This is a genomic window from Eremococcus coleocola ACS-139-V-Col8, assembly GCF_000183205.1.
GTDB classification, from domain to species: domain Bacteria; phylum Bacillota; class Bacilli; order Lactobacillales; family Aerococcaceae; genus Eremococcus; species Eremococcus coleocola.
The window spans coordinates 56,545-78,730 of sequence record NZ_AENN01000006.1; the positions used below are offsets into that span (position 1 = coordinate 56,545).

The 22,186-nt window shown below is 40.3% G+C and carries 19 protein-coding genes and 1 riboswitch; of the genes, 5 read left to right on the forward strand and 14 right to left on the reverse strand.

What is annotated here, in order from left to right:
- Positions 1-17: 17 nt before the first annotated feature.
- From HMPREF9257_RS01845 to HMPREF9257_RS01910, 14 genes are all read right to left on the reverse strand, one after another.
- Entirely contained in the window at positions 18-1,382 is a 1,365-nt protein-coding gene (locus HMPREF9257_RS01845; protein ID WP_006417897.1) for an MATE family efflux transporter, read from the reverse strand.
- 29 nt (positions 1,383-1,411) lie between these two features.
- Positions 1,412-2,065: a YesL family protein gene (locus HMPREF9257_RS01850; protein ID WP_006417838.1), complete on the reverse strand. Its 654-nt coding sequence runs from the start codon at positions 2,063-2,065 to the stop codon at positions 1,412-1,414.
- Between the two features lie 33 nt (positions 2,066-2,098).
- Positions 2,099-2,980: a metallophosphoesterase family protein gene (locus HMPREF9257_RS01855; protein ID WP_006417759.1), complete on the reverse strand. Its 882-nt coding sequence runs from the start codon at positions 2,978-2,980 to the stop codon at positions 2,099-2,101.
- A gap of 9 nt (positions 2,981-2,989) precedes the next feature.
- A complete protein-coding gene (locus tag HMPREF9257_RS01860) occupies positions 2,990-3,892 on the reverse strand; it encodes a carbohydrate ABC transporter permease (protein ID WP_006417853.1) in 903 nt (300 codons plus the stop codon).
- Between the two features lie 112 nt (positions 3,893-4,004).
- A complete protein-coding gene (locus tag HMPREF9257_RS01865; protein WP_006417770.1) occupies positions 4,005-5,711 on the reverse strand; it encodes an extracellular solute-binding protein in 1,707 nt (568 codons plus the stop codon).
- Positions 5,712-5,739: 28 nt separating this feature from the next.
- Positions 5,740-6,720 (reverse strand): ABC transporter permease, encoded by a 981-nt coding sequence (locus tag HMPREF9257_RS01870; protein WP_006417923.1) that lies wholly within the window; start codon positions 6,718-6,720, stop codon positions 5,740-5,742.
- Positions 6,698-7,879, reverse strand: a complete 1,182-nt coding sequence (locus HMPREF9257_RS01875; protein ID WP_006417764.1) for an ABC transporter ATP-binding protein — start codon at positions 7,877-7,879, stop codon at positions 6,698-6,700. Before HMPREF9257_RS01875 ends, HMPREF9257_RS01870 begins: the two co-directional genes overlap by 23 nt.
- 349 nt (positions 7,880-8,228) lie before the next feature.
- Positions 8,229-9,698: a CehA/McbA family metallohydrolase gene (locus HMPREF9257_RS01880; RefSeq protein ID WP_006417780.1), complete on the reverse strand. Its 1,470-nt coding sequence runs from the start codon at positions 9,696-9,698 to the stop codon at positions 8,229-8,231.
- 1 nt (position 9,699) lies between these two features.
- The gene (locus HMPREF9257_RS01885) at positions 9,700-10,335 is read right to left on the reverse strand and encodes a glycerophosphodiester phosphodiesterase (RefSeq protein WP_006417868.1); all 636 of its coding nucleotides are present in this window, start codon (positions 10,333-10,335) and stop codon (positions 9,700-9,702) included.
- 1 nt (position 10,336) lies between these two features.
- Positions 10,337-11,185: an ABC transporter permease gene (locus HMPREF9257_RS01890; RefSeq protein WP_006417779.1), complete on the reverse strand. Its 849-nt coding sequence runs from the start codon at positions 11,183-11,185 to the stop codon at positions 10,337-10,339.
- Entirely contained in the window at positions 11,182-12,165 is a 984-nt protein-coding gene (locus HMPREF9257_RS01895; RefSeq protein ID WP_006417846.1) for an ABC transporter ATP-binding protein, read from the reverse strand. Before HMPREF9257_RS01895 ends, HMPREF9257_RS01890 begins: the two co-directional genes overlap by 4 nt.
- Before the next feature lie 13 nt (positions 12,166-12,178).
- Positions 12,179-13,009 carry an ABC transporter permease gene (locus HMPREF9257_RS01900; protein WP_006417919.1) on the reverse strand — a complete coding sequence of 277 codons (831 nt, stop codon included), beginning with the start codon at positions 13,007-13,009 and terminating at the stop codon, positions 12,179-12,181.
- 102 nt (positions 13,010-13,111) lie between these two features.
- Entirely contained in the window at positions 13,112-14,272 is a 1,161-nt protein-coding gene (locus tag HMPREF9257_RS01905; protein ID WP_006417828.1) for an extracellular solute-binding protein, read from the reverse strand.
- 339 nt (positions 14,273-14,611) lie between these two features.
- Entirely contained in the window at positions 14,612-15,250 is a 639-nt protein-coding gene (locus tag HMPREF9257_RS01910) for an HAD family hydrolase (protein WP_006417787.1), read from the reverse strand.
- A gap of 200 nt (positions 15,251-15,450) precedes the next feature.
- On the opposite strand from HMPREF9257_RS01910, the gene HMPREF9257_RS01915 reads away from it, so the two are divergent.
- The 5 genes from HMPREF9257_RS01915 to HMPREF9257_RS01935 all read left to right on the forward strand — a co-directional run bounded on the left by HMPREF9257_RS01915 (position 15,451) and on the right by HMPREF9257_RS01935 (position 21,977).
- Positions 15,451-16,569, forward strand: coding sequence for an ammonium transporter (locus HMPREF9257_RS01915; RefSeq protein ID WP_006417911.1), 1,119 nt, complete (start codon positions 15,451-15,453; stop codon positions 16,567-16,569).
- Positions 16,554-17,666 carry an NAD(P)/FAD-dependent oxidoreductase gene (locus tag HMPREF9257_RS01920; protein ID WP_006417797.1) on the forward strand — a complete coding sequence of 371 codons (1,113 nt, stop codon included), beginning with the start codon at positions 16,554-16,556 and terminating at the stop codon, positions 17,664-17,666. Before HMPREF9257_RS01915 ends, HMPREF9257_RS01920 begins: the two co-directional genes overlap by 16 nt.
- A 76-nt stretch (positions 17,667-17,742) precedes the next feature.
- Positions 17,743-17,832, forward strand: a riboswitch (TPP riboswitch).
- A 28-nt stretch (positions 17,833-17,860) separates the two neighbouring features.
- Entirely contained in the window at positions 17,861-18,448 is a 588-nt protein-coding gene (thiT, locus tag HMPREF9257_RS01925) for an energy-coupled thiamine transporter ThiT (RefSeq protein WP_006417928.1), read from the forward strand.
- A gap of 311 nt (positions 18,449-18,759) precedes the next feature.
- Positions 18,760-20,790, forward strand: a complete 2,031-nt coding sequence (locus tag HMPREF9257_RS01930) for a M13-type metalloendopeptidase (protein ID WP_006417910.1) — start codon at positions 18,760-18,762, stop codon at positions 20,788-20,790.
- 200 nt (positions 20,791-20,990) lie between these two features.
- Positions 20,991-21,977, forward strand: coding sequence for a polyprenyl synthetase family protein (locus tag HMPREF9257_RS01935; RefSeq protein WP_006417822.1), 987 nt, complete (start codon positions 20,991-20,993; stop codon positions 21,975-21,977).
- The last annotated feature ends 209 nt before the right edge of the window (positions 21,978-22,186 follow it).

Genomic DNA, 22,186 nt, shown 5'->3' on the forward strand with positions numbered 1-22,186 from the left:
TATCACTTTCTATGCCCTTAAATTAAATCAATCGCCTGCCACTCTGCAAGTCGCCACCGTCTTAAGAGGATAACAAAACGGAACCATTCATCAATAATGAATACCCACCAAATTCCCACCAAGCCCCAAGCGAAGACTCTACCAAATAAATAAGCCAAGGGGATGGTTAAAATAAAGGTAAACACTATGGAAAGATAGGTTGGAAAACGGACATCCCCTGCAGTATTTAGGGCACTAATTATAATTTCATTGGCTAAGCGGCCTGGTTCTAGTAGGATACTCAAATATGCCAAAAGTATGACCGTTTCTCTAATTTCTTCATTTGGACTTAGCCAGCCCACAATCAAAGGAGATAATAAGGCTAAAATGACTGAAATACCGAAGCCAAGCATAATCGCTCGCTTTAAGACTTTTAGGGCAAAGGTTTTTGCTTCCTCCTTGGCTTGACTACCAATATAACGTCCGATCACAATTTGACTCGCTTGTGCAATTGCAGCAGCTAGGGTAAATACTAAAGCCGTTATATTTTGAGTATAAATTTTGCTAGTGACAATAAGGACACCAAAAGAAGCGATAATACCCGTGATCACTGTTTGTGAGACTGTATAGGATATGTTTTCCAAGGCGGAGGGAAAACCTAACTTTATGATTAAATAACATATGTGTTTATTATATTTGATTTTAACAAACTCTGACCGCCCTTTGGAAATATTTCGATAAAAATAATAGCCTAAAACAACCATGCCAAAGACCCTAGCCAGGATGGTTGCCCCTGCAATCCCTTGAATACCTCTGCCTAAGAAAGAATATGGGGCAAAGAGCACCATGGAATTACCTAAAATACCCACAATATTGGTTGCGACTGCGACATACATGGCTTCTTTGACCATTAAATGGGCCCTTAAAATTGTAGATAAAGTTGTAATCATAGCTTGGAAAATTAAAGATAGGGCAATCAAGACTAAATACTGATAAGCATGGGCTTGGAGCGGTGGTGGTGTTTGTATCCAAATCAGTAATTGCTTGCCACATAAGGAAAACAGAACCGCCATGACGACTGCAATTAAGAAAGATAAGAATAGACTATTTTGAATAATAGCCACCACCTGCTTGGGGTCTTTACCACCCACAGCTTGCATGAGTAAAATTCCAGACCCCAAGGAAGCCACCCCTAACACCATCAGGCCCACATTTATTAACTGGTTGGCTAGACCCGTAGCCGCCACTGCTGAATCACTATACTGGCTCAGCATCACCACATCGATATTGCCCAAGACCATGGCTAATAATTGTTCCAAAATCAAGGGAAACAACAAGGAATAGAAGAAATTCTTTTCAGGGCTTCTGGCTTTTTTCCAATTTATCTTGTTTCTTATACCCATGGCTGAGTCTCCTTACTCCTATCAACACTTTATAAATAATAAAGTTTGTCATATTTTTCGTGCTTTTGTAAAAGATGCCCTACCTGTCCTCCATCAAGCTTTACTAACTGAACTTGAACACAATATGAAATTATCCTTGTCGGTAAAGAAATACCCAAGAAGAGTCCCAATCCAGGAATCAAATATAAGACGAGGGACCAAAGTAGTAAGCTGCCACAAATGGCTAAGCTGGTCTTAGGATAGGAACAGATGAAGCGAAAAGGATTCAAAATTGCTGCGCTAAATTTCACTTGGTAGTGGACATCTAAGGCAAAGAAAATTAGTAATCCTAAACAAGAAATCAAACAAGCCAAAAATAAAACAAGGGCCAACAAATACGTCAACAAACTTCTTTGACTCAAAAGCCAACGATAATCGATCCAGAGCAAGGCAATTAGACTAAGCAAACTATAACCTTTAAGGTTACTTGTAAATAAAGAAGCTAGAAAATGGTCTTTAAAACGAAGCCAGACTTTTATTTGTCCCTGGCGGTGGCAATCACGTAAACAAGCAAAAAGAGCTGAGCTTGCGGGAAAAATCCCCAGAAAACCTAAACCTAAGCCAGAAAATAGTAACCATAAAAAATTCAGTCCCACTAATCGAATCAACCAGTCACTATAAGTCTGTATCTTTTTTCCAGTCATTGTCTGCCTCCTTATTTCATAAGTTCTTCCTGCCTAAAATTCACTTCGGCTAAGTGTATAAGTTTTCATTTGACCAGCTTTAAGTTCAATAATTCTAGCTCCGCGGTCAAGGTCACCATAACATTGATAGCCTGATATTTGACCATAAGCCAGCTTGATGCCATGATAGGTCCCCATAAAATTATTATCATGGTCATGACCACAAAAGACACCGGCAATGCGTCCACTCAGGTAAAGGGACGCAAACAGACCCGTATTAATATAAGGCGCTGAAATCATATCATTGGTCTCATTACATTCACCAGTCTCAATTGCTTCAGCTGCCTGCCAGTATTCAGGTAAGGGAATATGCTGGAAGACTAAATCACGCTTACCTTGTGGACGGTCTGAATAGGTTCGGCTGACTTGGTTAAACCAAGTCACCTGGTCGGGAGCAATCCAATCATAAATCCCCACTGGTTGACTCGCATCAGCCCCCGAATCAAAGACATAGAGGACGTGGTCAATATGGCGTCCTTCAGCGTCAAAGATTTCAATGGTATAGGATTGGCGGTCTCCCACTAGCTTGGCATTCATTTTAGGAACATGATGGTGGAGCTTGGCTTCCATCCGTCGTAAATCAGCACGGACAAATTCATCTTCCGCATCATGGTTACCATAGGTAATGGCTATCGGGATATCAAATTGGTTAAAACGGTCTAATAATTCACTATAAACCTCATCGGCTTGTGGGACACCATGACTCCAGATTAAATCTCCGGTTATCATGATAAGGTCTGCATCAAGTTTAGTGAAGGCCGCCTCAATTAAATCAAAAGTCTGATAATCTTCAGCCGCATAGGGCTTGGAGCCAATATGTAAATCCGTTAATTGTACGATTCGAAAGGATCCATCCGGTCTAAGTCGTAAACGCATGCTATTCTCCTATTCTTTGATTGATCCAACCGTAATCCCTTTTACAAAATACTTTTGCACGAAAGGATAAGACAGGATCATGGGTAATAAAACTACAATGATGGTTGCCATCTGAAGCGATTGACCCGTCACGGTAATCTTATCCAAGGCAGCATAGGAGCTTGCCCCAGCGGACCGTAACAAGATATCTGATAAGGCACTTTGTTGGGTCAGCATTTCTTGGAGTAAGGTTGCTAGCGGTTTTAGGTTGGCATCCCTCACATAAAAGGTTCCCGCAAACCAATCATTCCAATGACCCACCGCTGTAAATAAAGTTACCGTGGCTAGGACTGGTTTGGACATAGGTAAGACCAATTTACGAAAAATTAACCATTCGGAAGCACCATCAATCCGCGCAGACTCAATGACACTATAAGGTAACTGACTAAATTGCGTCCGAAGAATCAAGATATTCATAGTGGCATATAAACTAGGAATAACATACACCCAAATTGAACCAGTCAATTTTAATTGACTTAAGACTAAATAATACGGTACTTGCCCTCCTGAAAATAACATGGTAAAGAAGATAAAGAAGGTGAAGAACCGGCGACCAGGCAAGTCTTTCACAGTTAAAGCATAGGCTGCCATGGACATGAGACCAATCCCTAAGACCGTCCCCACTACCGTCCTAAAAAGGGAAATCATGAGTCCATTTAATAAATTATCTTGTTTGAAGACTTCTTTATAATTCTCAATGGTCCAAATCCGAGGCCAGAAACCAATCCCACCTTTTTGAGTGTCGACTCCCTCATTAAAAGAAACTGCCAGGACGTGTAAAAAGGGAATCAGGATTAAAATAACTAAAATGATTAAAATCATACTATTTAAGAAACGTGCCCATTTTGGGGCCTGTAAACTTTTACTTTCCACGTTCATACTCCTTTAAATAAAAGTGAGGGGTAGTAGACAGTCACGCTAACAAATCTACCCCTCTACTTTTAAATGTCACACCCTTAAATCAATCCAACGATCTTCCGGCCTACTAGAAGCGAATGGTGTCGCCATTCGCGCGTTTTTCTTCCACAAATTTCAAGAAATCATTTAAACCATTGGCTTCTAAATTAGCTCTAGACTCATCTAAGATTTTTTGAGCTTCTTCATCACTTTGGGCATAGTACATCCGTAAGACATCTTCTTGGTAACGAGCTAAAGCGGTCGCTAATTTACCTTCGTCTCCTTCAAATTCAAAGAGATAGGATTGGACGGACAAACCGTCTTCGACACGGGCATTGTCAAATTGTTCATCGTAATTTACATACTTTTCAATTTCCTTACCAACCGCATTGGATTCAGATTCAGCCCGAACTTTATCGCCCCAAGAAGCTTCGCCAAAATCAGTCATATTATCCATATCCGTAAAGCCTAAGTGTTCGCCCCAGAATGACCGAACACCACGGAAGCCTCTTAACTTAGCTTGGTCTGGATTTTCATCGAATTCTTTTACTACATCTGGATTAACAACTGGGTTGCCGTCTTCATCTAATTCATAGTCACGACCTTCAAGTCCATAGAAGTAGAGTAATTTACCTTGACGACTGGCTAACCAATCGGCGAATTTCATCACTTCTTCAGGATTTTTGGTGGTAGTTGGAATTGACCAACCAGCATAACCAGATTTATAAGTTAAGACCATATCATCGCTGCCATCGGCTCTTTGTAGACTTGCCAAGGGAACATAAGACCCATCTTGAATTTCTGGACGGTAAGAATGAATGTCAGTCACGATTGCAAACGAACCATTTACCACCCCTTCTTGGGCGCGACTTTCTTCCATGGTGTAGTATTCTTGATTCATAAGACCTTCTTTAAGGTACTTATGCACTTGTTGGACCCGTTTCATAATTAGGTCAGTTTGGGCTTCATGTTTAATATGACCATCTTTGTCTTCCATAAATGGTTCACCGGTTGATCCCGTCCACATTAAATCTTGATATAACCAAGGACGTTCAGACCCACCCCAGACAGTTGGACCAAACACCGTTACCGGAGCCCCGTTATCGTCCGTATAGCCTTTTTCTTTGATTTTTTTACCTAATTCATATAATTCTTCTGATGTATTCACAGAATCATAGTCTACTTTTAAATCTTCAGCGATATCTTTACGGATGTATAGTCCACCAATTTGAGGGTTGGCAGGTTTTTGAGCGGGTTCACGATTAATGGCCATATGCATGATATAAGATGCCCCATCCCATTCTGGGCGGAACATAATATTTTCCCGCGTATCGGTTGGTAAATAATCTTCTTCTAAGTACTTGTTATAAACTTGCAAGCCATCTTGTTTCATTAGGGGGGTCAAATCAACAAATTGCCCCTCATTAGCTGCCTTTAATAAGAACTGCATTTCAGGACGGCCAGAATCATTTAAATAATAAGCGACAAAATCGGGTAAATCCCCGGCAGCAAGTCCCGCCGCTAAAGCAGTCGTAGAATCATCCGCTGTCACAGTTTGTAATTGTAAGGTAATTCCGGTTTCTTTCTTAATTTCATCCAAAATTTCTTTAGGAATATCAACAGAAGCATCTCCTGCTGATTCAAAAATCAAGCCGGTAATGGTCCGATCTGCAATAAAGCTCTCTGATTTTTCTTCAGCAGAGACAGGTTGTACATAGTTCAAAGGTAAGCAAGCAGAAGCTAAGGATAAACTGGCTGTCACACCCAAACAAAATTTCTTGATAAATGATTTCATGGTTTTCCTCCTAAATTTTTTGTTTATACTACCAAACTGCACTATCAAATTTCTTATCCGCAATCCAATTTACAATCATTGTCAATATTAAGCCCACCACTCCTTGCATTAAACTAATTGCCGTCGAATAACCAAATTGTCCCCCCTGTAAGCCGACCCGAACTACATAGGTATCGATAATTTCCGATACATCTGCATTTCCTGGATTCTGCATCAAGAAGACTTGATCAAAACCGGCTGACAAGATTGAGCCCAATGACATAATAAAGAGAAGGATAATTGTTCCTCGAATACCTGGAATCGTCACATGCCACATTTGCCGTAATTTACCTGCCCCGTCAATGGCTGCCGCCTCATATAAGGAAGGGGAAATAGCAACAATGGCTGCGAAATAAATAATTGAATCCCATCCTATTGATTTCCAGGTATAAGATAGGAAGGTCAAAGGGTAAAATAAAGAGCGGTCCATCATCCAATATTTATTAGGGTCTCCCCCTAAATGACCAATCAATTGGTTAAGTAGACCCGTATTTGGCGCCAAGATAGCATTCATTAAGCCAACTACAACTACCCAAGAAATAAAGTAAGGTAAGTAAGTAATACTTTGAATGGAATTTCTTAAGCGAGTTTTTTTGACTTCATTGAACATTAAGGCCAAGATAATAGGAAAAGGTAGGTAAAGGAATAATTTCATAAATGAAATAATCAAGGTGTTTTTGATATAGAGACTAGACCGAGGGTCTGCAAAAAATTGACGGAAGTATTTGAAACCGACCCAGTCACCTCCAAAAACTCCAGTGTTAAAGCCGAATTCACGGAAGGCTAGAATATTGCCTAACATTGGCCAGTAAGAAAAAATAGCATAGTGAATCAAACAAGGCAGGAGCATCAAATAGAAGGTCTTATAGTTAAGAATGCGCCGCCAAATTGATTTTTTCCTTGGCTGATAATGTTGGTCAATCTCAGCTTGGGTCTTAGCCTGACCATTATAAATGAAGGTTCGACTCATCTTGACCCTCCTCACGATTTCCTTTTAGTGCCTTTATCTGGGCTAGGCTATCTTGTGTCATATCGACTGGAATCCTTAAGCCAGTATCATGATTAAAGAAGTGGAGTTTATCATAATTAATCCAGATGGTGAGTTCTTGATCACTTTCAAAATCCTCCATGCTTTGTACTTTCGCAATTACCTGGTAATCTTGATTTTCTAAATAAAGTAAGGTCTCAGACCCCATCAATTCAGCATTGGTCAAAGTCATAGATAACTGCAATTGGTCTTGGCTTGGATTAGCTTCCAGATGAACATCTTCTGGCCGCAGTCCGACTACGATGGGGTGATAGCCATCCTGACCCGCTATAAACAATTGACGGTCAATTTCTTTAGGCAGGTTGATTGCTTGTCCCGCAAGTGTCCATTTTCGGTCAACTTTACTTAGTTCTAAAAAGTTCATTGCTGGCGAGCCGATAAATTGACCAACAAAAATATTATTGGGTTTTAGATATATTTCCTTAGGTGTACCGATTTGTTGAATTAAACCTTGGTTCATTACTACAATCCGGGAGGCCATCGACATAGCTTCTGTCTGGTCATGAGTAACATAAATGGTTGTAGCTTTTAAACGCCGATGTAATTTAGAAATCTCAGACCGCATGTGAAACCGTAATTTGGCATCTAGATTGGAAAGGGGCTCGTCCATTAAAAACACCTTAGCCTCGCGAACAATCGCCCGCCCTAAGGCTACCCGCTGTCTTTGTCCCCCGGATAATTCAGCCGGTTTCCGGTCCAATAAATCTTCAATCCCGAGAATATTAGCTACTTCTTTAACACGAGCTTGAATGGTCGCTGATTTTTCTTGGCGCATTTTTAAACCAAAAGCCAAATTCTCATACACTGTCATCGTTGGGTACAAGGCATAATTCTGAAACACCATAGCAATATCGCGATCTTTAGGATGTAAGTCATTTTGTAACAGTCCATCAATAAGAAATTCACCCGAGCTAATATCCTCTAACCCCGCAATCATTCGTAGGGTGGTCGATTTACCACACCCCGATGGTCCAACTAAGACAATAAACTCGCCATCATGGATATCTAAATTAAAGTCTGACACTGCCCTAACATCTTGGTTATAATCTTTGTAAATATGCTTGAGTTTAATCTCAGCCACACAATCCACTTCCTTCTTAAGTAAGTCCAAATGTTTGTTTTATGTTTGTTTTACATATGAAATTGTATCATCCAAATGTAAAATAAAGATTTATTTTATGTAAAGATGAATGTTTTACTTTGTTAACTTTGTAAATTTTAAACCAGGCACCTTTACATAAAGCGTTTTCTCTATGAGAAAACGCTTTGTTCTTTTTATTATTTTTAGACTGTTTTCACTTTGGGGATAATTGATTCAAAGCTTCTATAGAATTACCCCCCTCATATGATCTACATGGTAAAATACACAAAAAAGCTGAACTCAAATGAGTACAGCTTTTACTATTTTCTTCATATAAATATTAATTTCTCTAACCAATATAAATTGGGTTAGTAAATAATTTCAGCTTCCCTGCTTGGTCTCTTACCTCAATTCTAAGTAAAGACTCCTGTTCTAGCTGAAGGGTTTCCTTAATTTCAAAGGATCCTGCTTGGTGACAATGAATCTCCTTAAGTAAGTTCTGACGGCCATAAATTAATACCTTGTCGGCCGCTTGGAGTTCATTAATAATGACCAACAAGTTATAAGAATCCTGCTTAAGAGGCACCCGATCTCCCAATTGGTATTTACCGTCTAAGATACAGGTAGCAATAAGCGGACCTAAGGAAATATATGTCCGGCCTAACTTCAAAGCTTGCAAAATCTGGTCTAGGTCGGCTTCTTGTGGGGCCAAGACATAAGTATAAGCTAATTGATCTTCTGAGGCTGCTGGTGTATGCCAGTCGCGGCCGGTTGAAGCATTAATTTCGTAACCCATAGCTAAGAAGTCTAGCCACTTAGCAAAACCTGCCTGGTTATAGGCATAGTTATTGGGATTCTGCCGATTCCAAACTTCCAAAGTATCAACATATTTTAAATCATGCAGAAGGTAGTCCCAGCGACAACCGGTACAATAGGGATTGCCTTCAACAAATGGATGGGCGACCGTGACATTCAAACCTTGCGCCTGTAATTCTTCCGTAATTTGGTCAATATTATACGGATTTAATTCAGTCCAGTTGCGGACAATATCATTATAGGGTCCGTGGATTAACATATGACCGTGGAAACTAGTATATTCCATACCCGGTATTAAGTGAACCTGAGTATCATAATTCTGATGGGCAGCTGCTTCATCGTGGGCCGTCGTCGTATTATGGTCAGTAATAGCTAGCCAGTCAATACCTTGCTCTTGGGCTTGCTGTAATAAATACTCGGTTGATTGTTGGGCATCCGAATGCAAAGTATGGCTATGAAGCTCAGTTTTGTAGAAGCGGGCTTGGGGGTCAGATAAGGGACGGTTTTTAGCTGGTCGTGCTAGGGGTACCACACTAGTCAAAGGCTGAGGCTGGGACTTGGCTTGGTCAAAGCTAAAATCCGCCAGAACTCGTAGTGAACCTGTTACGAAGTCAGAAAAAAGACCATGACAAGAAATGGTGAAGGTCCAAAGCCCCGCATCAATGGGGTCAGGTCGAAAGCCTAAAGAAGCTTGGTCCGGAGCCAGAATAATTTCTTGTTGCGTATTAAAATAATGGTGAGCCCCACGGAAACCTTGATTATCCTGGATGGTTATCGTTAATAGATTGCGAAAGCCATCCTGATCTTGGGCCAGTTCAGCCGGTAAGCCTTCTTTAAGAAAGGCTCTTTCCAAAGCTTCTAATTTAGTTTCCAGTAAAGGTTGATAGTCAAATAATACTTTTAACTGTTGGACCCCCGCTGGCACCTCAACCCGATAGTCAAGATGACTCTGATGAGCCGACGCATAGAGCTTAAAGTCTTGCTTGAATAATTCAATCGTCATTCTATCTTCCTTCTTTCTTAGCTTTAAGGTAGGTTAAAGCTTTACGACTAGTAACATTCACACAGCCCATATCTAAATAATGATCTATCTGTGTAAGGTCATTGACAGTCCAAACTGAAAGACCTATCCCCTTTACTTTCAAGGCCTTTATCAAAGCTGGCGTGGCTAGTTCATAATACACTTGGACTACAGTCACCCCAGCCCGGCTTAAGTCCCCTAAGGCTTCAAAATAGGACTGTGCTTCTAATTGTTCTAAACTAAAGTGATTTTCAAGATTATAGAAAAGTTTGTCACGGTCAGCTACAGCAAAGTCTTCTAGAAGGATTGATCCTGAAAAGACCAAAGGATTAGCTAGTTCTTGCTGGCGAGCATAAGCTAAAACGGCAGTTCCAACTGCTCGACTTTTGCAATCAATATTGACAATTAAATCAGGTCGTTGACCCAGTAAAGTAAAACAATCTGCCAGGCTCACCGCCGCATGATAATTCGTAAGCATATCATGGGCTAAATATAAGGTTCCATCATCAGCTAGTTGAACATCTATTTCCATGGCAGAGACCGAACTATCTAAACATGCTTGAATAAATTCTAAACTATTATCAACATAACCATCACTACCCGTATGTGCTGTAATCATTTTAACTTCGCTCCCATTCTGCTTCTTTTAAATTTGACATGATATAAACTACTGCTGCGAAAGAACTCAATAAGAATATGATGACCGATAAGGCAGCTGCCCGTTCATAATCCATATATGAATTAAACTGATCATATAAACCAACCCCTAACATTTTAGGATGATTGGCTCCCATCAAGAATGGTGTGGTAAAAGAACCAATGTTACCCATATAAACAAAAGTCATCGACATAATGATAGTCTTATAAGTAATTGGGAGTATCAACTTGTTTAGGATATGCAATTTACCTCCACCCACATCTCTTAGACTTTCGATATAAGAATCCTTCACATTTGATAAAGCAGATAAAATAATTAACGTAGAAAAAGGAATATTAAACCATAAATTCATAGTGATAATACCTTGGACATTGTACATCCAACCCAAAGAAAATTGAATTCCAAAAACCTGATCTAAAACTCGGATAATAACTCCCGCATCTTTAATCATAAGAATCATACTATATACTGCTACCATGCCAGGTACAAATCGTGGTAATAAAACTAACCAGCCCATAAATCCGGCTAGTTTTGATTTAGAAAATCGCAAAAATAAGGCTAATAAGAAACTAATGATAAAAGTTAAAATCACGGTGATCAATACAACATATAAAGTGTAAAGAATGTTTTGAATTTGGATGGGATCTGTAAAGAAGTAAGTATAATGTTCTAAGGTAAAGCCCCCGCCGCCTTTAATAGAGAACGAACGGACAAAAGCAGAGAACATCGGATAAATCACAAAAATTAAAATGACCAGAAAGGCAGGCGCTATTAATAAATAAGGGGTCCAACGGTTATCCTTATTTTTCATTGAAGGGCCTCCTTCTTATCATACATTTGATATTTAGCAATTTGATAAGAAATGGCATCCCCTTCAAGATACTTGGCCGACTCAGTCCGGGTGACGTAAGATTGTAGATGTTGATTATTCTGCGTCTTTAATGAAAGAATCGCATAATGTCCTACTAACATAATGGCTTCAACCTCTGCCTTTTGCTCATACATAGATGCCGGTCCCACTAAGACATCTTCTAGGCGGATAGCCATAGTTTGACCCGTTTCTGTTGGCAAGAAATTCATCGCACCAATAAAGGAAGCCACGTATTGAGATTGAGGATTATCATAGATTTCATTTGGTGTTCCTAATTGCGAAATGTGCCCCTTATCCATAACTACAATCCGGTCCGAGATTGACATAGCCTCTTCTTGGTCATGGGTAACAAAGACAACGGTTAGGTTAAGATCTTGTTGAATACGCTTCAGTTCCAACCGCATTTCTTGACGAATTTTGGCATCTAAGGCTGAGAATGGTTCATCCAACAATAGGACAGCAGGCTCTAATAAAATTGATCGAGCAATCGCCACCCGTTGTTGTTGCCCCCCTGAAAGCTGGGCTGGATACTTCTTTTCGATGCCAGGAAGCTTAACTAAGTCTAAGACATTTTTTATTTTTTCTTTTATTTCAACCTTCTTAACCTTTCTTAATTTCAAACCAAAAGCTAAATTATCATAAACACTCATATGCGGCCACAAATTATAACCTTGAAAAACCATCCCCGTCGGCCGGTCTTCGGGTTCTAAATTAGTAATTTCTTGATCATCAATTAAGATGCTCCCTTGGGTCACTTTATTGAAGCCACCAATGGCTCTCAAAATTGTAGTTTTACCACATCCTGATGGACCTAAAAGTGTTAAAATCTCATTTTCATAGATATCTAAATTAACATCACGAACGCCGTCACCATTATCATAAATAATACTTAAATCTTTCACTTTTACTTTAACTGTCATTTTATGCTCCTAACTACATCCTAAAGCCTTCACCCAGTGTTTTGGCACTGAGATATTTACGAAAAATAACGATTAACACCAAGGATGGCAACATCAAAATCAATGAGAATACAGCCCCAGCCTGGATAGGATAATCCAAAATAACCCCATACATGGCTGTTGCCATGGTTGAAATTTCTGGAAATCCTACCAATAGAGTCCCTTGAGCTTCTTCTAAGGAACCTAGAAAGGTATAGATACTAGCCACAATAATACCTGGCATAGCTTGAGGTAAGGTTATTTTCCGAAAGACAGTTAAGGGTTTGGCCCCGATATCACGCGCCGCTTCCTCCTGTTGGAGTGGTATCGCTCTAAAGGAAGCAGACGGTATCATAATCATCAGCATCATGGAATTGATCATATGCACAATAATGACCCCTGGTACGGTTCCAATTAATTTCATTTTATAGAATAAAATGGCCATGGATACATAAATCCCCATCTTTGGAAAGGCATTGGAAACTAAAAAAGTAAACATCACACCCTGACGACCTTTAAAACGATAGCGGGCTAAAGCGTAGGCTGCTGGAATACACACTAATAAGGTCGCAATTGTAGTTAAGGTGGCAATGATAAAGGATGATGCAATTGAAGACACTAGTTGGTCTTGCCCAAATACAAATTTCCACCATTTAAATCCAAAAATAGACGGTAAAATATCTGGAAAACGGTAAACATCCCCAAAAGCTACAATCATATTATTTAACAAAGGGGTATAGAAAAAGGTTAAAAAAATGATGAAAACAATCCAATTGATGAGATTACTGCGGCCATATTTATAATAGCTATTTTTAATAAATTGCATGACAATACTCCTCGTCTGTCTGATTAAACTCAAATGCCTTAAAAAACAAGAGGCTGTGACTCCTGTCTCAGCCTGCTTTGTTTTTAAATTTTATGATATTACTTAGTTAAGGGTTCCAATTTCTTTATCCCAACGTTCAGTTAATTGACCACCTAACTCACCTAGACTTGTGCGTCTGAAATTAGTCACATCTAAGTCTTTTAATAATTCAGCATTTGCAGAATCCATATTAGATGAATCAATCAATGGAATAGCTGCCATATTATCTAATAGAATTTGTTGTGCTTGTTCAGATAACATGAAATCAAAGAAAGCATAAGCGCCTTCTGGATTTTCAGCTTGCCGGCCAATCGTTGGAATCGCGAAGGTTACTAATCCACCAGTGAAAGCAGGATCGATTTGGGTAATTTTGGTGGTTTCAGGAAGGATTCCTTGATTAATTTGTGAAATAATTTGATCTGCCCAAGCAGGAATCATATCCACTTGTTGATCAATTAATAAATCAATGGTTCCTTGATTTTTATTTGGATAAACCGTCTTACCACCTGATTGATAAAGTGATCCATGTAGGTCTTTTAATAAATCAAAACCTTGATCCCATTTCTCCATATTAGCAGGATCATCAGAAACAAGTGCTTCTTCATCTAGGTTATTATAGATTGCAGTCGTTACAAATGAACTACCAGCCCCGCCTGAACCTGGGGTATTATATGCGAAACGACCTGGATGGTCTTTAATCCATTGATAAAGTTCTTCAGAAGTAGTTGGTACTTTATCAACACGTTCTTCATCATAAGCTAACACAACGGTTGTTCCTCGGAAAGGAATTAGATACTCGCTACCCTCAGCTACTTGAGCTTCGACGTTTTCAGAATTAGGAATTTTCGAAAAGTCGAGTGGAAGAAACATATCTTCAGCAGAATTATCCGCTGTATAGGAAACAAATTCGTCAGCTCCCATTTCCACAATATCAAAATCTGTTTCTTTTTCACCGGCTGCGGCTGCTGCAACAATCCGATCACGAACACTTTGAGCCCCAGATCCAGATAAGACAAATTGAATTTCTAAATCATATTTTTTACCATACTCTGATGAATCAAAAGCTTTTTCTAATTCCTCATACACTAAACGGATATTATCAGACCCACCAGTCCATAAAGTAATGGTTTGTTTATCTTGCGCAAAAGCGGTTGGTGAAATTAAACCAGCAAGAGTTCCTAAAGTTAGGGCAGCACAGGTTACTTTTTTCAAGAATTTTTTCATAATTTCCTCCTGAATAGTCAATTTTTTAACAAACAAATTATAACAATCAGTTATTAACTCAACGTAAATTCAAGGTAAATTCAACGTAAATTTTTCCGATGCTATATTAATTTTATGTAAAGAAAATAAGCAAAATCTAAGCTTTTTTGTCCTTTTCATTAGTGAAACCTTGTTACTATAAAGAAAGGATTAATTAGTAAATTATTTGTAAATAATTTATTCATTAGCTTACTTATAATAATCCGGATATATAGTATTATGCATAATAATTCCATAAAAAAACGCTCCTATCTTAATGAATAGAAAGCGTTTAATCTAATTTAATTTGTACCAATTTTCCTATAATTTCCGGTCTAACAAGTCTCGATAATCCTCCACTACTTCATCTGCTAATGAAACATCTTGGGCGGGTTCATGAGGATCAACATAAGCAATACAATACATGCCAGCTAATTTGGCTGCTTGAACCCCATGACTTGAATCCTCAATTACGATGCAATCTTTAGGTTCTAAGTTCATCAACTTAGCCGAATATAAGAAGATATCTGGGGCCGGTTTAGACTGGGCAACCGCTTCACCGGTCACTAAATGCTCAAAATATGACCTTATTCCAAGAGCATCCATAGTACGTTCAATTTCTGACATAGGTGAAGATGAGGCCACTGACATTCGGTAGCCCTTGCCGTGCCAAGCATTTAATAATTCTAAGATATGGTCACAAGGAATAATCCCATCCCGAGCCACAATTTCTTCACGGTAACTAAAGACGCGGTCAATATAGTAGTCCGACGCCTGGTCTAAAACGCTAAAGTCAGCAATAATCTCCTGCCAAGTTTCTGGATTCGACCGGCCCCGATACTGGTCAATATATGATAAATCTACATCCACTCCGTGGTCTGCCAAGACTCTTTGAATAGCTAAAGAGTAGGCATATTCTGACTTAATTAAAACCCCATCCATATCAAAAATTATATTCATGTCTGCACTCCCTTTCCTTTTGTTACTAAATAGTATAACTAATTTGTCTTGACTTAAGCAAACTTAACCAAGTTTCATATTTTATCAATTCATTCATGATTTCAGCCAAATGATGATTTTTCGCTTGACTTTATTACTTAATTTTAGTTAAATGGTAACTATTACTGTTTAACTAAAATTTATTTTTAGGAGGATCGACCTTGCTATCATCACTCATCTTTAAATTGACTTGTTTTATCCTTATGTGGCCCATGCTCTTTTCGGTGCCAGTCCTCTATGCCAATGCCGCCCCTGACCGTCAGGTTGATCAATCTTTGACCATGATGACCATGGGCCTCTTGACGGCGATCCTAGCCTGGTTCTGCCTGGGCTATCCCTTAATCTATGATAACGGTCACATAGGGTCCTTCTGGTCTAGCTTATTAAAGGCTGAACCTGATTTACTGGCTGACATGTGTTTACAGGGGGCTTTTTTTATTTATGCCGCAATTATGTTTATGGGAACCCTCAATGGCCGAGTGGCCTGGCCTTACTTCGTGGTTTTCACGCCCCTTTGGTTAGTATTAGTTTATTCCCCCTTAGCTTATTTACTCTGGACAGACCAAGGTATCTTAAATGCAATGGGTGCTCTTGACTTTTCTGGGGGGTTAGTGGTCCATTTGTCTGCAGGCTTAACCTCCCTCATTCTAGCCCGGCGCTATCATGACCGTAGTCCAGACCTAGGAAACCGTCCCTCTGACCTCATTCCCAATTATATGGCAAGCTTTTTAATCGCCTTTGGCTGGTTTGGATTTAACCTAGGACCTTTGGGGGACTTTAGTCAGCAAGCCCCCTTGATTATAAGTAACACGGTCATTGCCGTTCTTTCCGCCAGTTTAGGTCAGGTTATCTATCATTATAAGCATTTAAAGAGCCGTCATTTAATGACCGGGATGATGGTGGGGCTAGTGACGTCCACAGCAGGTGTCGCTTTTCTGCCCCTATGGGCTATGTTGATCCTTGCTATGGTCTCGGGTTATTTAATTGCTTGGGCCTTAGACCGTTGGTCCATCCATGATCCGGTGGATTCCTTTATTATCAACGGCTTAGGGGGCTTAATCGGCGCCACTGGCCTCATCTTCTTGGCCGCCCCTCAACTAACGCCTAACCATGAAACGGGTTTATTTTTCGCTTTTAAACCAGATTTTATCTGGGCGCAAGTGCTTGCCCTGGGGCTGACCATGCTAATCACCTGGTTAGGAACCCATCTTACTCTCTATCTCTGTCAACTAATTCCATTCAGCCATAAAGGAGGCACATTCTCATGCAAAAATCATTAATCACTATTCTCGGTGCCGGCGCAGCTGGAATCGGGATGGCCGCAACCCTAAAACGTTTTGGAATCACTGACTTCCAGGTCATTGATAAGGGTCAGGTGGGGCAATCCTTCCGCCAATGGAGCCCTTATACCCATTTTATTTCACCCTCCTTCAATACGGCTGGCTTTGGTTTTCCCGACCTAAATGCGGTCACACCGGACACCTCACCAGGCATGTTCCTTCAAAGTGAACACCCTTCGGGTCCAGCCTTTGCGGCCTACCTACAAGCCATTGCTGATGAACTTCAATTGCCTGTCATCTGTGGTGAAGAAATTTATCATATTTCTTATCAGGACGGCTACTACCACTTGACAGGAAAAAAAGACTCCTACCAAAGTCCCTATTTAATTTTGGCCCTGGGTGACTATGCTTTTCCTTATGATGGCGGGATTGAAAATGCCTACTTAGGCATTCATTATAGTCAATTAGGGGATTACCAGCACTTAACTGAAGCCCAAACCTATAGTATCATTGGTGGCAATGAAGCTGCTTTTGATACCGCCATTGCCTCGGCGCGGCGTGGCTACCGGTCAACTATTTATACGGATCGTTCTGCCATAGACTCTCAGTCTTATGACCCCAGTCAAGGCCTATCGCTCTATACTAAACACCGCTACCAACAATTTGCTGCGGCCATTGAAATCAAACGCGGCGTCCGTATTCAAGCCATCCAGAAAAAAGGACCCCTTTTCACTTTAATCAGCCAAGACGGATCACACTTCGACAGTCCAACTGCCCCTATTTTGGCCACTGGCTTTGCTGCGGTTAAATCCCCCCTTATTCAAGACCTCTTCGAACTGGACGGGACGCGGCCGGTTTTAAATGAGTGGGATGAATCAACCCTCTTGCCTGACCTTTTCATGGTGGGACCCCAAGTCCAACACCAAAATGTAATTCTTTGTTATATTTATAAATACCGTCAACGTTTTGCGGTCCTAGCCGAAGAAATTGCCCGCCGGCAAGGTCTTGACCTCAATCAAGGGCAAGTCCAACACTACAAAGATAACCAAATGTATTTAGCTGACCTATCTTGTTGTGGTACTGATTGTTTCTGCTAATCATGACTCAAACTGAAAATAACTTTTTCATTAACAAAATTTTATGCTATAATACAGCTATCAATTATTCCACACGTACATAAACAAGGGGTGCCACTTTGGCTGAGAAATACCCTCATTATTGGATCAAGTTCGTACTTGCGTCAAGATGTTTACTCCTTTTTGTGCACGCCACACTGAAAGGAGTTTTTTTTATGGCAAAATTATCAACCCGGGTCTGGCTTGAAATCGCCCTCTGTGCCGCTATTGCGACGGTGCTAGACTTATTTATCCCTTCCCCAACTTTCGCTGTTGAGGTCTCAGTCAAAATGCTACCGATTATCTTCCTCAGCCTACGTCGTGGCTGGCCAGCCGGCATGCTAGGTGGTTTCTTATGGGGACTCCTCCAAGTCCTACTTGGCGACGCTTATTTCTTATCAATTATTCAATTTCTCTTAGAATACTTCGTCGCCTTTGCCCTAGTAGGTCTTGCTGGCCTCTTGGTTCAACCCATGCAAACAACTTTAGTTGATCAAAGTCAGGCTTATGGTAAACAAATTAGTCTAGCGATTGCTGCCCTTGTTACAGGTTCTTTGGCTCGTTATCTGATTCATTTTCTAGCCGGTGTCTGGTTCTGGGGATCTTATGCCCCTGAAGGTCAAAGTCCATACCTTTACTCATTTTTAGTTAATGGTGGAGCCTTCCTTTCTGAGACCCTCACCTGTGCCATCGTTATAGCCCTCTTAGTTAAGTTCTACCCACGCTTGATTTTGGTTAAAAACCACGGCAAATCTTGGACCTAATCCATTAAATAAATTCAGCCCACAGGCTTATGCTTGTGGGCTTTTTTTGAAATAATTTTTCATTCTTAGAGAAGTACTTTGCAGATTTTTACAAACTACTAATTATTTCAATTTTTCCTAATGATAAAATTATGTGTTTTTCATTAAATTTAATATAAATATAATGAGCAAGTATTGTTATAATATTGATGTTTTAGCTTAAACAACTTATAATTGAGTTAGCGCTTACATCACGTTATAATCATTTTTGCTGGCCAGCAGATAGAAAAATCAAATGATGGATCCGCTAAGTATTTGAGAGGAGTTTTTCTATGGTTAACAAAAAATTGACATTACTATCAACCCTAGCAATCGCATCAATGACAATGACAAGCTTAAGTCCCAGCTTACCGCTCTTGTGGCAAGATAGTCAGCTGACCGCTGTCCTCGCCCAAGAATCTGAGGATGAAATCCCAGACTACCAAGAAGATTTCTTCCAAGCGGTCAATAAGGAATATCTTGATTCATTTGAAATGGCTCCCGATGAAATCTCCGTGGGGGTTAATGATGAATTGGATGCCAATGTAGAAAAGGAATTAAAAACCATGCTTGCTGACTTAGACAGTGGTAAACGGGAAGCGAAGACCAAAGAAGAAGAACAATTAATCAACTATTACCGGTTGGTAAATGACTTCGAGGGCCGAGACAAGGCTGGGGCTGAGCCACTTAAGACATACTTTGAAGAAATCGAAGGATTAAAAGATCCTGCAGACTTAACGAGTAAGATGAGTCATTGGATTGAAAGCACCTTACCTTTACCATTTGCAGTCTATGCTACGCCAGGTTTGGAAGACCCAAATACCAATGAGTTAATGATTGGGTCGGGGAACTTAATTTTGCCAGATACTGCTTATTATGAAGAAGGTAATGCTGATGGCCTGGCCCTGATGGATGTTTACAAAGAAAGCTCCATCAAGTTACTAGAAGCAATGGGCTATAGTCATGAAGATGCTGAAAAGCATGTCCAAAATACCATTGACTATGATAAATTAATGGCTTCTTACCGGACCCCAAGCGAAGAACGGATGAATACTTCTGATAATATCTTTCCAACTTCTTTAGAAGATGCTAAGAAGTTAACTGATGACTTTGGCTTAATGGATGCAGTGACGGAACTAGTCGGTCAAACCCCTGAGAAGATTAATGTCGACGACCAAAAATTCTCAGCGGGTCTCAAAGACATGATGTCCCCTGATCATTTCGACCAATTAAAATCTTGGATGCTAGTTAATCTTGCTAACTCTGCCACTGGATCATTATCTGAAGAACTGCGTTTGATTGGATCTGAATATGACATGGCTAAATCCGGGGCTGAGGAAGCTAAACCTAAGGATAAGGCTGCTTATGAAGATGTCATTTACACCTTCTCTGATGTGGTTGGTAATGCTTATGGGGAAGAATTCTTCGGGGAAGAAGCGCGCCAAGATGTCCGTGACTTAACCAATGACATCATCGACATGTACAAAGAACGGCTTAAAAATAATGAATGGTTAAGTGAAGGCACTCGCGAAAAAGCCATCGAAAAATTAGATAAGATGGGAGTTATGGTTGGTTATGGTGATAACTATAACAAGAACACGCCTGATTATGTCATCGACCCTGAAAAATCCTTGTATGAAAACGTCTTGGGTATGGCTAAAGTTGACCAAATCAACAGTTTGAAGGATATTGGCCAAGCCGTGGCTGAAGACCAATGGGAAATGGCTCCATTTGAAGTGAATGCCTACTATAATCCAACTGAAAACTTAATTTGCTTGCCAGCTGGTATTCTCCAAGAACCTTTCTTCAGTGAAAACCAAAGCGATAGCCAGAACTATGGTGGTATCGGTAACGTGATTGGTCATGAATTAACTCACGCCTTCGACACTTCTGGGGCTGAATTCGATGCTGAAGGAGTCTTCACCAATTGGTGGACCGACGAAGATTATAAGGCCTTTGAAGATCGGACCCAAAAAATGATTGCCCAATTCGATGGGTATGAAATCCACGGTGGTAAGGTCGACGGTAAACAAACCTTGAATGAAAACGTCGCAGATAATGGTGGTTTAACGGTAGCTTTAGAAGCCTTGAAACGGAAAGATAATCCAGATTTCAAAGAATATTTTGAAACTTATGCTAAGACTTGGGCCGTTAAATTACGGGAAGAATATGCCAAGATGTCACTGACCACCGATGAACATGGTCCGGTTGAAGTTCGGGTTGACGTTCCCGTTCGGAACTTTGATGAATTCTATGAAGCCTTTGGTATCAAGGAAGGCGACCCAATGTATATGAAACCAGAAGATCGGATTATATTCTGGTAGAATATACCTAAATTTAGCGTCTCTTTTATAATTTATACTCTCTTTTTGAGCGGGTCAGACTTAAGGAAATAGTTTCCTTGGGTCTGTCCCGCTCTTTTTGGATAAATTTAAATCAGTTAATGAAGATGAATGCCAGTATCTAGCTATTTAACCTTAAATTCGGTAAAATAAAAGCAGAAGTTACTAAAGGAGAATCACTGATGGCATCCTATTTAAATAAATATCCCCACCTACAAGCAAATATTAAACAAGTCCAGGCTTTGATTGATCAACGTGTAGTGGTGGCCAACCCCCAAATCACCCAAGCTGTCCAAGCCCTCAACGCAGCTGGTGGTAAATTCCTCCGTCCTGCCTTCTTTTTTTTATTTACAGAATTTGGACCTAGGGTTAAAGATCACACTCAAAAAGAAAAACTCTTAAAGGTTGCAGCTTCCTTGGAAATTCTCCATATCGCAACCCTGATTCATGATGATATTATTGATGATTCCCCCCTCCGTCGGAGTCAGGTAACGATTCAAGCTAAGTTTGGTAAGGATGTTGCGGTCTATACGGGGGACTTACTCTTCACTATTTTCTTTGAACTAATCCTAGAAACCATGCAGACCTCTGATTACATGGCTATCAATGCCCAAGCCATGAAGAAAATTCTGATGGGCGAGCTCGACCAAATGCAACTCTATTATAAGCAAGATCAAACCATCGATGATTATCTCCAAGCCATTGCCGGTAAAACAGCCGCCCTCTTCGCCCTAGCAGCCCAAGAAGGAGCTTACTTTGGGGGCGCTGACAACCACGTGGTTGCTTTGGCTGAAACCATTGGCCACAAGATAGGTATGGCTTTTCAAATCTTAGATGATATTCTGGATTATTCTGCTTCAGCCGAGACCTTTACCAAACCGGTCTTGGAAGACCTAGCACAAGGCATCTACAGTCTCCCTCTTTTAATTGCTATAGACCAACACCCCGATTACTTTGGACCGCTTCTTAGCAAAAAACAGACCATGACCCAAGCAGACATGGAAGCAGTAGCCAAAGGTGTGGTTGATTATGGCGGTTTGGATGGCGCCCGCCAGATGGCCCGGTCTTATACCCAAGAAGCACTAGCAGCCATCGATTCCTTACCTGATAACAAGTCCAAACAGACTTTAAAACAATTGACCCAGTATCTATTGAAACGTAAATTATAAGTAAGTGGCTCCTTGGTTTTTATGGCCAAGGAGTTCCTTTTTTATAAAAAATTATTATTCATTTGGACAGGCGTAGGCTCCTAGCGACTCATCTTGCCAAATGCTTGCGAAAACTCTATTCTTCGCAACGCTTCTTGCCAAAATACTTGCGAAGATTTATTTCTTAGCAACTCTTTAACTCCAAAACCTTAAAAAACACCAATCCCCTC

Excerpts from the sequence above, each read along its gene's own strand:
- HMPREF9257_RS01850 (WP_006417838.1), bottom strand. The coding sequence starts at position 2,065 with ATGACTGGAAAAAAGATACAGACTTATAGTGACTGGTTGATTCGATTA.
- HMPREF9257_RS01930 (WP_006417910.1), top strand. The coding sequence starts at position 18,760 with ATGGTTAACAAAAAATTGACATTACTATCAACCCTAGCAATCGCATCA.
- HMPREF9257_RS01845 (WP_006417897.1), bottom strand. The coding sequence starts at position 1,382 with ATGGGTATAAGAAACAAGATAAATTGGAAAAAAGCCAGAAGCCCTGAA.
- HMPREF9257_RS01910 (WP_006417787.1), bottom strand. The coding sequence starts at position 15,250 with ATGAATATAATTTTTGATATGGATGGGGTTTTAATTAAGTCAGAATAT.
- HMPREF9257_RS01870 (WP_006417923.1), bottom strand. The coding sequence starts at position 6,720 with ATGAGTCGAACCTTCATTTATAATGGTCAGGCTAAGACCCAAGCTGAG.
- HMPREF9257_RS01920 (WP_006417797.1), top strand. The coding sequence starts at position 16,554 with ATGCAAAAATCATTAATCACTATTCTCGGTGCCGGCGCAGCTGGAATC.
- HMPREF9257_RS01865 (WP_006417770.1), bottom strand. The coding sequence starts at position 5,711 with ATGAAATCATTTATCAAGAAATTTTGTTTGGGTGTGACAGCCAGTTTA.
- HMPREF9257_RS01880 (WP_006417780.1), bottom strand. The coding sequence starts at position 9,698 with ATGACGATTGAATTATTCAAGCAAGACTTTAAGCTCTATGCGTCGGCT.
- HMPREF9257_RS01900 (WP_006417919.1), bottom strand. The coding sequence starts at position 13,009 with ATGCAATTTATTAAAAATAGCTATTATAAATATGGCCGCAGTAATCTC.
- thiT (WP_006417928.1), top strand. The coding sequence starts at position 17,861 with ATGGCAAAATTATCAACCCGGGTCTGGCTTGAAATCGCCCTCTGTGCC.
- HMPREF9257_RS01935 (WP_006417822.1), top strand. The coding sequence starts at position 20,991 with ATGGCATCCTATTTAAATAAATATCCCCACCTACAAGCAAATATTAAA.
- HMPREF9257_RS01885 (WP_006417868.1), bottom strand. The coding sequence starts at position 10,335 with ATGATTACAGCACATACGGGTAGTGATGGTTATGTTGATAATAGTTTA.
- HMPREF9257_RS01905 (WP_006417828.1), bottom strand. The coding sequence starts at position 14,272 with ATGAAAAAATTCTTGAAAAAAGTAACCTGTGCTGCCCTAACTTTAGGA.
- HMPREF9257_RS01890 (WP_006417779.1), bottom strand. The coding sequence starts at position 11,185 with ATGAAAAATAAGGATAACCGTTGGACCCCTTATTTATTAATAGCGCCT.
- HMPREF9257_RS01855 (WP_006417759.1), bottom strand. The coding sequence starts at position 2,980 with ATGCGTTTACGACTTAGACCGGATGGATCCTTTCGAATCGTACAATTA.
- HMPREF9257_RS01895 (WP_006417846.1), bottom strand. The coding sequence starts at position 12,165 with ATGACAGTTAAAGTAAAAGTGAAAGATTTAAGTATTATTTATGATAAT.